The 11,140-nt window shown below is 73.7% G+C and carries 11 protein-coding genes, 1 tRNA gene and 1 riboswitch; of the genes, 9 read left to right on the forward strand and 3 right to left on the reverse strand.

Features of this window, described 5'->3' with window-relative positions:
* On the reverse strand, positions 1–368 hold a 368-nt coding region (locus ACFV2S_RS13250; RefSeq protein ID WP_385557290.1), incomplete at its 3' end, for a sigma factor.
* Positions 369–628: 260 nt separating this feature from the next.
* On the opposite strand from ACFV2S_RS13250, the gene ACFV2S_RS13255 reads away from it, so the two are divergent.
* From ACFV2S_RS13255 to ACFV2S_RS13295, 9 genes are all read left to right on the forward strand, one after another.
* Positions 629–1,123 carry a rhodanese-like domain-containing protein gene (locus tag ACFV2S_RS13255; RefSeq protein ID WP_383802545.1) on the forward strand — a complete coding sequence of 165 codons (495 nt, stop codon included), beginning with the start codon at positions 629–631 and terminating at the stop codon, positions 1,121–1,123.
* A gap of 53 nt (positions 1,124–1,176) precedes the next feature.
* Positions 1,177–1,250 (forward strand) — tRNA-Met (locus ACFV2S_RS13260).
* Positions 1,251–1,356: 106 nt separating this feature from the next.
* Complete coding sequence (locus ACFV2S_RS13265) at positions 1,357–2,097, forward strand: MerR family transcriptional regulator (protein ID WP_385557257.1); 741 nt, start codon at positions 1,357–1,359, stop codon at positions 2,095–2,097.
* Between the two features lie 85 nt (positions 2,098–2,182).
* Positions 2,183–2,560 (forward strand): hypothetical protein, encoded by a 378-nt coding sequence (locus ACFV2S_RS13270; protein ID WP_385557260.1) that lies wholly within the window; start codon positions 2,183–2,185, stop codon positions 2,558–2,560.
* 65 nt (positions 2,561–2,625) lie between these two features.
* Positions 2,626–3,648 (forward strand): PLP-dependent cysteine synthase family protein, encoded by a 1,023-nt coding sequence (locus tag ACFV2S_RS13275; RefSeq protein WP_385557263.1) that lies wholly within the window; start codon positions 2,626–2,628, stop codon positions 3,646–3,648.
* Positions 3,645–4,847: an MFS transporter gene (locus ACFV2S_RS13280; RefSeq protein ID WP_385557266.1), complete on the forward strand. Its 1,203-nt coding sequence runs from the start codon at positions 3,645–3,647 to the stop codon at positions 4,845–4,847. Before ACFV2S_RS13275 ends, ACFV2S_RS13280 begins: the two co-directional genes overlap by 4 nt.
* Positions 4,848–4,956: 109 nt before the next feature.
* Positions 4,957–6,168 carry a PP2C family protein-serine/threonine phosphatase gene (locus ACFV2S_RS13285; protein ID WP_385557269.1) on the forward strand — a complete coding sequence of 404 codons (1,212 nt, stop codon included), beginning with the start codon at positions 4,957–4,959 and terminating at the stop codon, positions 6,166–6,168.
* 201 nt (positions 6,169–6,369) lie between these two features.
* Positions 6,370–6,534, forward strand: a riboswitch (cyclic di-AMP (ydaO/yuaA leader).
* Positions 6,535–6,545: 11 nt separating this feature from the next.
* A complete protein-coding gene (locus ACFV2S_RS13290; protein ID WP_385557272.1) occupies positions 6,546–7,652 on the forward strand; it encodes a M23 family metallopeptidase in 1,107 nt (368 codons plus the stop codon).
* Between the two features lie 44 nt (positions 7,653–7,696).
* Positions 7,697–8,644 carry an aldo/keto reductase gene (locus tag ACFV2S_RS13295; RefSeq protein WP_385557275.1) on the forward strand — a complete coding sequence of 316 codons (948 nt, stop codon included), beginning with the start codon at positions 7,697–7,699 and terminating at the stop codon, positions 8,642–8,644.
* On the opposite strand, the gene ACFV2S_RS13300 is transcribed toward ACFV2S_RS13295, so the two are convergent.
* Positions 8,641–9,972: a PrsW family intramembrane metalloprotease gene (locus ACFV2S_RS13300; RefSeq protein WP_385557278.1), complete on the reverse strand. Its 1,332-nt coding sequence runs from the start codon at positions 9,970–9,972 to the stop codon at positions 8,641–8,643. The two genes, ACFV2S_RS13295 and ACFV2S_RS13300, sit on opposite strands and share 4 nt — an antisense overlap.
* Positions 9,973–10,050: 78 nt before the next feature.
* A complete protein-coding gene (gene trmB / locus ACFV2S_RS13305; protein ID WP_383798420.1) occupies positions 10,051–10,770 on the reverse strand; it encodes a tRNA (guanosine(46)-N7)-methyltransferase TrmB in 720 nt (239 codons plus the stop codon).
* Positions 10,771–11,140: the final 370 nt, after the last annotated feature.

Genomic DNA, 11,140 nt, shown 5'->3' on the forward strand with positions numbered 1-11,140 from the left:
GCCCCGCGGCGCCCCCGCCCGGGGGCGCCGTGGGCCCGCGCCCCGCGGCGCCGCCCCGCCCCCCGCTGCGCGTGGCCGCCGGCGGCGGGCGGGGGGGGGGGGGGCCCCCCCCCCCCCACGACCGGGTCGGGGACGTAGTACTCCAGCGGGTCCTCGCGGCGCGAGCCGCGCGAGCGGAGCATGTCCAGGCAGACGCGGCCGACGACCGTGGTCAGCCAGCCGCTGAGGTTCTCCACGCCGCTGACGTCGCTGCGGCTGAGCTTGAACCAGGCCTCCTGGACGGCGTCCTCGGCCTCGCCGAGCGAGCCCAGCATCCGGTAGGCCACCGACCGCAGATGGCCGCGGTCGGCGTCGAAGCGCCGGGCCAGGGCCTCCTTGTCGGCTTCCGCGCCGGCCGTCCGGTCGACGTTCCTGTCGTGGTCCACTCGTCGCTCTCCCCGTTCGCGTCCCGTCATGCCGTCATGACGGATCAAGTTCCGTTGATGTGACACCGGAGGCGAGTCCGACGGTCCCGGTGCGTGAGATCCCCGCCGTCTCGCGGCGAACGCCCGGGATTCCCCGGCCGATGCCCCCGACCACCGTGAATCCCCACTTCAGCACGGTGATCTTCGTCCGTAGATTGATCACCATGACGACGACGACACCGCAGGTCAACCCCGTACTCCGCACCCCGCCGGCCTCCCCCGCCGCGGCGGCCGCCTACTTCTCGGCCAGCCTCGCCTTCCACGCCGACGTCTCGGACGTGGCCTCCGCGCTGGCCGCCGCGGCCGCCGAGGGCACCGACCCGGGCTTCGTGGTGATCGACTCCCGCTCGACCGCCTCCTGGGACCAGGGGCACGTCCCCGGCGCGATCCACCTGCCGACCGCGCTCATCCCCGAGCAGGCCGAGCAGCTGCTCGACCGGTCCGTGCCGGTCGTCACGTACTGCTGGGGCCCCGGCTGCAACGGCGCCACGCGCGCCGCGCTGGCCCTCGCCGAGCGGGGCTTCCAGGTGAAGGAGATGCTCGGCGGCTTCGAGTACTGGGTGCGCGAGGGCTTCGCGTACGAGACGTGGGAGGGGCCCGCGGAGAAGGCCGCCGACCCGCTGACGGCGCCGGTCGACTCCGACGACTGCGGCTGCTGACGGCAACCGATTTCGTGATCGCCCCGGTCATGCCGTAGAGTCGTGTTTACCGACGCGGGGTGGAGCAGCTCGGTAGCTCGCTGGGCTCATAACCCAGAGGTCGCAGGTTCAAATCCTGTCCCCGCTACTCAGTAGCAGCGAAGGCCCGGATCCAGTCACTGGATCCGGGCCTTCGTCGTTCCCGCCTCCCTCCGCTTGACCTTGCCGCAGCGTCAAGATCTAGCGTTCTCGTCATGGAGTGGTCGATCCAGGAGATCGCCAAGAAGGCCGGCACCACCAGCCGCACCCTGCGCCACTACGGCGAGCGCGGACTGCTGGAGCCGAGCCGGATCGGCGCGAACGGTTACCGGTACTACGACCAGGCGGGGCTCGTGCGCCTGCAGCGGATCCTGCTGCTGCGCGAGCTGGGGCTCTCGCTGCCCGCCATCGCCGAGGTCCTCTCGGGGCAGCGGGACACGTCCGCCGCCCTGCGCACCCATCTCGCGCTCCTGGAGCAGGAGCGCGAGCGCATCGGACGGCGGATCGCGTCGGTGCGGACCACTCTCCACAAGACCGAGAAGGGAGAAGAGCTCATGGCCGACGAGGTGTTCGACGGTTTCGACCACACCCGGTACGAGGGGGAGGTCACCGAGCGCTGGGGCCGCGGCGCCTACGAGAAGGGCGACCGCTGGTGGCGCTCGCTGGGCGACGCGCAGAAGAAGGCGTTCATGGCGGAGCAGGACGGCATCGCCCGCGCGTTCGCCCGGGCGGCGCGGGAGGGCCTGGCCGCCGACGGCGACGAGGTGCAGGCGATCGCCCGGCGCCAGGTCGCCTGGCTGTCGACGACCACGACGCCGAGCAGGGAGTACCTGATCGGTCTCGGGCAGATGTACGTCGACGACCCGCGCTTCACCGCGCACTACGACCGGCACGGCGAGGGCACGGCGGTCCTCGTCCGGGACGCCCTGAAGGTCTACGCCGAGCGGAACCTCTGAGGGGCCTGTCCGAAGTAAACGGTGGCCAAAAGCGCGCCCGCCTCTTTGCGGGCATCACCCCACCCACCGTAGTCTCACGCGCACCATGAGTGACCAGCGTGTGAGCCACATGAGCCGGCGGGCGCCCGCCGTGCTCGTCCTGCTCGCGCTCCTCGCTCTCCTGGTGAGCGTCTGCCACGGCTCCCACGGGCACCTGCTGCCGGCCTCCGGCACCGCGACCGCCTCCGCCCCCGCGCTCCCGCACGGCTGTGAGCGGTCCGGGGACGCCTGGAGCTTCGACGCCCACCTCCCCGCGCAGGCCTCCTCCTCCCAGCCCGCCGCACCCGACGCCGGCGGAGCCGTCGTCCTGCCGTACGCGGCGGACCTCCGCACCGATCCCCGCGCGCGCTGCGTCCGGGACCGGGCGGGCCCCGGCCCCGAGCCGGGCCGGCTGCTCGTCGCCCTCGGAGTGGACCGGAACTGAACCGGGACCCGCACCCCGCGTGACCAGGTTCCCTTTCGCGTACCCACCCCGAGGACGTACCTCCCATGACCGCACCACTGACGCTGTCCGTCGCCGGGCAGACCGTCGGCAACACCCCCGTCCTGTGGACGGACGACGGCTACTGGGCCAAGCTCGAAGGCTTCAACTTCGGCGGCATCAAGGACCGCGCCGCCCTCTACATGGTCGAACAGGCCCGCCGCCGCGGGGAGCTGCGGCCCGGCGCCCCGATCGTGGAGTCGACCTCCGGGACCCTCGGTCTCGGCCTCGCCCTCGCGGGCGTCCTGCACGGCCACCCCGTGCACGTCGTCACCGACCCCGGCCTCGAACCGATCGTCGAGCGGATGCTCGTCGCCCACGGCGCCCGGGTCCACGTCGTCCCCGAGCCCAGCCCGCACGGCGGCTGGCAGCAGGCCCGGATGGACCGGGTCGCCGAGCTCCTCGGCGGCCTCGACGGGGCCTGGTGGCCCAACCAGTACGGGAACCCCGACAACCCCGCCGCGTACGGGGGTCTCGCCGCCGAACTCTCCGCGCAGCTCGACCGGATCGACGTCCTCGTCTGCGCGGTCGGCACCGGGGGCCACTCCGCCGGGATCTCCCGGGCCCTGCGCGCCACCAGCAGCCCGGCCCTGGAGCTGGTCGGCGTGGACTCCGTGAACTCCACCGTCTTCGGCCTGCCGGCCGGGGAGCGGCTGATGCGCGGGCTCGGCTCCTCCATCCACCCGGGGAACGTGGACCACGGCGCCTTCGACGAGGTGCACTGGGTGGGCCCCGCGGAAGCGGTCCGGGCGGCCCGCAGGCTGGCCTCGCGGCACTTCGCGACCGGCGGCTGGAGCGTGGGCGCGGTGGCCCTGGTCGCCGGGTGGCTGGCCCGCACCCGGCCGCGCGGGACCCGGATCGCGGCCGTCTTCCCGGACGGGCCGCAGCGGTACTTCGACACCGTCTTCAACGACGAGTTCTGCGCGGCGCACGGGCTGCTCGACGGTCCCGTACGGGAGGACCCCGCCGCGTACGTCTCCGACGCCACGGTCAGCGGCTGGACCCGGCGCGTCCTGGGGCGGGCCTCGTGACCACGGCGACCGCGCCCGCCCAGGGCGGGATCTGGAAGCAGAGCCGCACCTTCGATCCGGCCGTCCGGCTCCTCTTCCTCAACCAGCTCACCATCAACCTCGGCTTCTACATGCTCATGCCCTACCTGGCCGCGCACCTCGCGGACGGGCTCGGCATGGCCGCCTGGGCCGTCGGCCTCGTCCTCGGCGCCCGGAACCTCTCCCAGCAGGGCATGTTCCTCGTCGGCGGGGCGCTCGCCGACCGGCTCGGGTTCAAGCCGCTCATCGTGGCCGGCTGCGCGCTGCGGACGGTCGGCTTCGGGGCGCTCGCCTTCGCGCAGTCGCTGCCGGCGCTGATCGCCGCCTCGCTCGCGACGGGCCTCGCGGGGGCCCTCTTCAACCCGGCCGTGCGGGCCTGTCTCGCGGCGGAGGCCGGGGAGGAGCGCCGGGTGGAGGCCTTCGCGCTCTTCAACACCTACTACCAGGCGGGCATCCTGCTCGGTCCGCTCGTCGGGGTGGCGCTGACGGGGGTGTCGTTCCGGCTGACGTGCGCGGTGGCGGCGGTGCTGTTCGCCGGACTGACCCTCGTACAGCTCCGGCATCTGCCCGTACGGGCCCCGGAGGCGCCGAAGGAGCGGCGGGGGCAGTTCCGCACGGTCCTCGCGCACCGGACCTTCTGGCTCTTCTCGCTGGCCATGACAGGCTCGTACGTGCTGTCCTTCCAGGTCTATCTGGCGCTGCCGCTCGCGGCGGGCGGCACGGCGGCGACGACCGCGCTGTTCGTCGTCTCGGCGGTCGTGGCGCTCGCCGGGCAGCTGAGGATCACGGCCTGGTGCCGGTGCCGCCTCAGCCGGGAGCGGTGCCTCGTCCTCGGGCTCGCCCTGATGGGCGGGGCGTTCCTGGTCCCGGCCGCCCTGGGGCGCGGCCTGGTGGGGCTGCTGCTGTGCGCGGCCGTGCTGTCCGTCGCGAACGCGGTGCTCTACCCGTACGAGATGGACACCGTCGTCGCCCTGGCCCGGGGCCGCTGGGTCGCCACCCACTACGGGCTCTACAACACCGTCTGCGGGGTCGGCATCACCCTCGGGAACCTGGGGACGGGTGCGCTCCTCGACGTCACCGGCTGGTCGGCGGCGCCGTGGCTCGTGCTGTGCGCGGTGGGGCTGACCTGCGCGGCGGCGATGGCGCTGCTCGCCCGGGGCGGCCGGCTGGCGGCCGGCTGACCCCGTACGCCACTCGGCCCCGTGGGAGTCGCCGCCCCTCGCGGCGGCGGCCACCCTGGGAGGGCGCGGTGCGGACCGCGGCCGGTCGGACCGGGCAGGAGAGGCACAGGTGGGGCACCCCCTAGGAGCGGCGGGCGGAGGGCGTCGGGGCGGCGAGGGCCGCTCCGAGCACGGTGGCGCCCGGCGGTTCATCCGTGCGCTGCCCCCGCTGGTCATCGTCGGCGGTGTCGCCTTCGACGTGGCGACACCGGCCGAGTACACGGCGGCCCCGCTCTTCTCCGCCGCGCCGCTGATCGCCGCGCCCTTCTTCTCCACCCTCACGACCGTGATCACCGGGATCGCGGCCGTCCTCGCCTCCGTCGGACTCCACGCCTACAACGACACGGTCGACGAGATCGCGGCGCTCACCGAGAGCCTGACCGTCCTCACGGTCTCCGCGCTCGCCGTCCTCATCAACCGGGTCGTGCGCCGCAGCGGCGAGCGGCTCGCCTCGGCGCGGGTCATCGCGGAGACGGCGCAGAAGGCGGTGCTGCCGACGCCCGCCGAGCGGATCGGCGGGCTGCAGTGCGCGGCGCGGTACGAGGCGGCGCAGGCCGACGCGTTCATCGGCGGCGACCTGTTCGCCGTCCAGGACACCCCGCACGGCGTGCGGCTCGTGGTCGGGGACGTCCGGGGCAAGGGGATGGACGCGGTCGAGGCCGTCGCCGTCGTCATCGGCGCCTTCCGTGAGGCCGCCGAGCAGGAGCGGACCCTGGAGGGCGTGGCGCAGCGCCTCGAACGGGCGCTGGCCCGGGAGGGCACCCGCCGGGACGGGCTCGACGCCTTCGAGGGGTTCACCACGGCCGTCCTGGCCGAGATCCCGCGCGCCGACGGGAGCGGGACCTTCGACGGTTTCGTACGCATCGTCAACCGCGGGCACCCGCCGCCGCTGATGCTGTACGCGGACGGCCGGCTGGACGTGCTGGAGCCGGGCGAGGCGGCGCTGCCCCTCGGCATGGGGGAGCTGGCGGCGTGGCCGGACCGGGGGGAGGCGCGGTCGTTCCCGCCGGGCGCGACGCTGCTCTTCTACACGGACGGCCTCTCGGAGGCGCGCGACGGGCAGGGCGTCTTCTACGATCCGGCGGCCCGGCTCGACGGGCGGATCTTCCCGGGGCCCGAGGAACTGCTCGACGCGCTCGTGGACGACGTACGGCTCCACACGGGCGGCGGGGCGACGGACGACATGGCGCTGCTGGCGGTGAGCCGCCCGGCGACGGGGCAGCCGGAGCGGCGTCGGACGATGCCCGTGGTGCCGCCGGGCGGGCCCGGTCACCAGGCGTAGTCGAGGGGTGTCACTGCGATAACAATTGACATAACGTCAGATCGCGGGGGTTTGGCGGGCCCGCCCTGAAGGGGGGTCAAGTCGGACCATTACCCCTCAATTCAATGAATGATCAAGGGGAACGGCTTGGAATCGGGACCCCCTGTCTATTAACGTTCGATAACGCAGCGCGGTCGTCCCAGCCGTCGCAAGAGGCGGCACCGTGCGCACGCGCCGAATCCTGAAAAGGAACCGGGGAACCACCACTTGGGGTGAATCGGGCCCCTTCGCACCCGTGCGGAACACGCACCCGTGCGGTCGAGCCCGTAGGAGACCTTCCTGCTCCGAACCCGTCAGCTAACCCGGTAGGCGAGAAGGAAGGAAAGGAGCGCCCCCCCGTGGCGTCCAACACCCCCGCACCCGAAGCCCCCTTCGACGCCTTCGGTGGCGGTGCGGCCTCCTCCGCCCCGGACACCGAGTGGAACCCCACCGAGGGCTCCCTCCGCGCCGAGAGCCGCTCCGGCGGCCGGCACCGGGTCGTCAAGCAGCGCTCCAACTTCGCCCGTTCCTCCACCGTCCTCGGCGTCGGCGTGATCGCGGCCGTCGGCGCGGGCGGCCTCGCCACCGCGCAGGACAAGCCCCCGGTGGCCATATCGCTGCCGGACCTCCCGGACCTCGACCTGCCGGACGCCCACGACATCCCCGGCGTCGGCGCCCTCCTCCCCGAGCAGCACAGCGCGCCCGTCACCGAGGCCCGCGCCAACCCGAACCCGCTCACCGCCGCCACCTACACCACCGTGGCCGACGAGAGCACCGGACAGGCCGAGCAGACCGCCGCCTCCGCCGCCCCCGCCGCGGGCGAGGCCCTGCGCGCCCGCATCCTCCAGCAGGCCGAGCAGCAGCAGGCCGCCGCCGACGCCGCCGAGAAGGCCGCCGCCGAGAAGGCCGCGGCGGAGAAGGCCGCCGCCGAGGCCGAGGCCAAGGAGGCCGCCGCGGAGAAGGCCGCCGCCGAGGCCAAGGCGAAGGCCGAGGCGGAGGCCAAGGCCAAGGCGGAAGCGGAGGCCAAGGCGAAGGCCGAGGCCGAGCGCCTCGCCAAGCTCGCCGCCAGCTACTCGCTGCCGGTGTCCTCGTACACCCTCACCGCCACCTACATGCAGTCCGGCTCGATGTGGTCGTCCGGTCACCACACCGGCCTCGACTTCGCCGCCCCCACGGGCACCCCGCTCAAGGCCGTCCACGGCGCGACCGTCAAGTCGGCCGGCTGGTCCGGCTCCTACGGCTACCGGATCGTCCTGGAGCTGGAGGACGGCACCGAGGTCTGGTACTGCCACCTCTCGTCCATGACGGTCTCCGCGGGCCAGACCGTCGGCACCGGCGAGACCATCGGCCGCGTCGGCGCCACCGGCAACGTCACCGGCGCCCACCTCCACATGGAGGTCCACACGCCCGGCGGCGACGGCATCGACCCGGCGGCCTGGCTCCGCTCCAAGGGCCTCAGCCTCTGAACGCACCCGGAATAGGCCCGGCGGCGGGAACGGTTGACCGACACATGACCTCTCTCCGCCCGCTGGGCAGCTCCGACCTGCACGTCTTCCCCATAGCCCTGGGCGGCAACGTCTTCGGCTGGACCGCCGACGAGGCCCAGTCCTTCGCCGTCCTCGACGCCTACGCCGCCGCGGGCGGCAACTTCGTCGACTCCGCCGACGTGTACTCGGCGTGGGCCGAGGGCAACGAGGGCGGCGAGTCCGAGACCGTCATCGGCCGCTGGCTCGCCTCCCGGGGCAACCGCTCCGACATAGTCGTCGCCACCAAGGTCGGCGCCCACCCCCACTTCAAGGGCCTGTCCGCCACCACCATCAAGGCGGGCGCGGAGGAGTCCCTCCGCCGCCTCGGCACCGACCACATCGACCTGTACTACACGCACTTCGACGACGAGTCCGTCCCCGTCGAGGAGATCGTCACCGCCCTCGACCAGCTGGTGAAGGACGGCAAGGTGCGCGCCGTCGCCGCCTCCAACATCTCCCCGGAGCGGCTCCGCGCCTCCCTCGACTTCGCCGAGGCCGAGGGCCTCGCCCGGTACGTCGCCCTCCAGCCGCACTACAACCTGGTCTCCCGCGACACCTACGAGGGCCCGCTCCTGGAGACCGTCGAGCGCGCCGGGCTCTCGGCCGTCCCGTACTACGGCCTCGCGGCCGGCTTCCTCACCGGCAAGTACCGCCCCGGCGCCACCGTCGACAGCGTCCGCGCCTCCGGGGCCGCCGGGCACCTGGACACCGAGCGCGGCCGGGCCGTGCTCTCCGCCCTCGACACGGTCGCCGAGGCCCACGGGGCGGAGCTCGCCACCGTCGCCCTCGCCTGGCTCGCCGCCCGGCCGACCGTCGCCGCGCCGATCGCCTCGGCCCGCACGGTCGAACAGCTCCCGGCGCTGGTCGCCGCCGCCGGTCTCACCCTCACCGAGGCCGAGCGGACGCTGCTGGACGAGGCCTCCGCCGTCTAACTCCGGTACGGGTTGTAGCCGTCGTAGTCCAGGTACTGCGGCGGCGCCCAGGCCCGGCCCGTGGCCCGCGCCGCGTACGTGAGCGCCGGGGACGCCACCGCGCGGCGCTGCCACAGGTGGTGCAGCAGCTCCTGCTCCCGTGCCGTGAAGTCGGGGCCCGCCGTGCCCCGGCGGGCCCGGTCCCGCAGGAACGCGAGGGTCGTCGCGAAGGACTCGTACTCGCCGACCGCCTGCGCGGCCGGCGGGCCGTACGTCCGGGCGGCGAACGAGCGCGCCAGCTGCCGGGCGCGCATCGAGGACAGCGCGAGCGGCTCGGTGGGCGCGAGCCACCCGGCGGCCGCGTACGCCGGGAGCTCCCCGGATATCGTGCGCAGCTCGCGCTGCCGGCTCCAGACCGCCAGCCAGGTCAGCAGACCGAAGGCCGGGACCATGAGCGCCCCGTACACCGCGTAGAAGGCCAGCGGGCCGCCGAAGGTGGCCGAGCCGTTCCACGCGGCGTGCAGGCCCATCGCCAGCAGCAGACCGGCGAGCGGCAGCAGCACCCGGCGCAGCCGCTTCCCGCGCGGCGCGAGGGCGGCGAACCCGAAGCCGATGCCGGTGAGCACGGTGAACAGCGGATGCGCGAACGGCGACATCACGACCCGTACGAAGAAGGTCGCCGCCGTCACCGAGCCGATGCCCGAGGAGCCGAACTCCTGGTCCTCGCCGAAGGCGTTGCCGAGGTAGAGGATGTTCTCGGTGAAGGCGAAGCCGGTCGCGGTGAAACCGGCGACCACGACCCCGTCGACGAGACCGCCGAAGTCCTTCCTGCGGAAGAGGAACAGCAGCAGGATCGCGGCGGCCTTCGCGCTCTCCTCCACCACCGGGGCGATGACCGTGGCCCCGAGGGTGTCGGCCGAGTCCGGATCGGCCGTGGCCGTCGCGATCCAGCGGACCGCGAAGGAGTTCGCCAGGATCGCGACGAGCGCGGCCGCGAAGGCCCCCCAGGCGAAGGCGAACAGCATGTTCTTCCAGGGGCCCGGCTCGACCCGGTCGAGCCAGCGGAACGCCGACATGAGCAGCGGTACGGGAAGCACGGCGAGGCCCAGGCCGACGAGGAAGCCCTGTGTGCCGGTCTGCTCGCGGACCAGCGCCAGGATGACCAGGGCGCAGAGCGCGAGCAGTGTCACCACGGCGATCGCCCGGACCAGCCGGCTGCGCCAGAAGGCACGGCGCGGCCGGTAGCGCCACTGGGAACGGTCGGCGACGGCGGGGAAGGCCGGCTCCTCGGTGTCCCGGTGCGGGACGGGGGCGGCGGCCGACAGGTCGCTCGGGGCAGGGTTCGACACGTGAGCGACCCTAACGACCCCCACCGACACCGGTCGACGAGGTTACGGGCTCCCCGTCACTTCCGGATCACTTCCGGATCACTTCCGCCGGAAGAGGAGGTCGTGGACGACGTGGCCCTTGTCGAGCCCCTGGCCCTCGAAGCGGGTGAGGGGACGGAAGTCGGGGCGGGGGGCGTAGCCGCCGTCGGCCTGCGTGTTCTCGTAGTCCGGATGCGCGGAGAGCACCTCCAGCATCTGTACGGCGTACTCCTCCCAGTCCGTGGCGCAGTGCAGCACGGCCCCGGGCTTCATCCGCGGCGCGAGGAGGCTGAGGAACTCGGGCTGGATCAGCCGGCGCTTGTGGTGGCGCGCCTTGGGCCACGGGTCCGGGAAGTAGACCCGGCAGCCGTCGAGGGACGCGTCGCCGAGCATCTCGCGGAGCAGGATGATCGCGTCGCCGTTGGCGACCCGGACGTTGGTGAGCCCGTTGCGGTCGGCGAGACCGAGGAGGTTGCCCTGGCCGGGGGTGTGCACGTCCACGGCGAGGATGCCGGTCCCGGGGTCGGCGGCGGCCATCTGGGCCGTGGCCTCGCCCATGCCGAAGCCGATCTCCATGACGACCGGAAGCCCCTCGAACATCTCTTCGAGGTCGAGGACCCGCTTGCCGTCGATGTCGAGGCCCCAGTCGGGCCACCGCTTCAGCATGGCCTCGGCCTGCCCGTACGTGACACGGCTGCGGCGGGGCTGGAAGCTCCGGATCCGCCGCTCGTGATGGGCCCCGGCGGGATCGGGCAGGGGGCCCTCGCCGGGGGCGAACATCCGACTGCCACGGCGCGCGACGGGCTGCGGCCCGCTCTCAATCTCCTCAGACACAATGCGCCCGATTCTACGGCGCCCCGACGGCACGGGCCCGCGCCCGCCCCGTTGTGGGCTGCGCCCGCTGCCCGTGTGGGCAGGCGTCCCGCAGGGGCGGGACGGGTGGGCACATGGGACGGCGCCCTTGCCGGCGCCAGAGGCTTCCGCGCCCTGACCCGCACCACGAGCCACGGGTGCGGGACGTGCGGGTCCAGGCACTGTAGCCTCTGGCGCCGGCAGGGCGCCGTCCGTTGTGCCCACCCGTTCCGCCCCGGCGGAACGCATGCCCACAACGGACGGCGTGCGCCCGCTACAGGTGGGCCAAGGCTCGGGT

This window comes from Streptomyces sp. NPDC059695 (assembly GCF_042733785.1).
Lineage (GTDB): Bacteria > Actinomycetota > Actinomycetes > Streptomycetales > Streptomycetaceae > Streptomyces.

Bases quoted from the DNA above. Each gene is read 5' to 3' on its own strand.
- ACFV2S_RS13265 (WP_385557257.1), top strand. From the start codon at position 1,357: ATGGAGTGGTCGATCCAGGAGATCGCCAAGAAGGCCGGCACCACCAGC.
- ACFV2S_RS13255 (WP_383802545.1), top strand. From the start codon at position 629: ATGACGACGACGACACCGCAGGTCAACCCCGTACTCCGCACCCCGCCG.
- ACFV2S_RS13270 (WP_385557260.1), top strand. From the start codon at position 2,183: ATGAGTGACCAGCGTGTGAGCCACATGAGCCGGCGGGCGCCCGCCGTG.
- ACFV2S_RS13275 (WP_385557263.1), top strand. From the start codon at position 2,626: ATGACCGCACCACTGACGCTGTCCGTCGCCGGGCAGACCGTCGGCAAC.
- ACFV2S_RS13295 (WP_385557275.1), top strand. From the start codon at position 7,697: ATGACCTCTCTCCGCCCGCTGGGCAGCTCCGACCTGCACGTCTTCCCC.
- trmB (WP_383798420.1), bottom strand. From the start codon at position 10,770: ATGTTCGCCCCCGGCGAGGGCCCCCTGCCCGATCCCGCCGGGGCCCAT.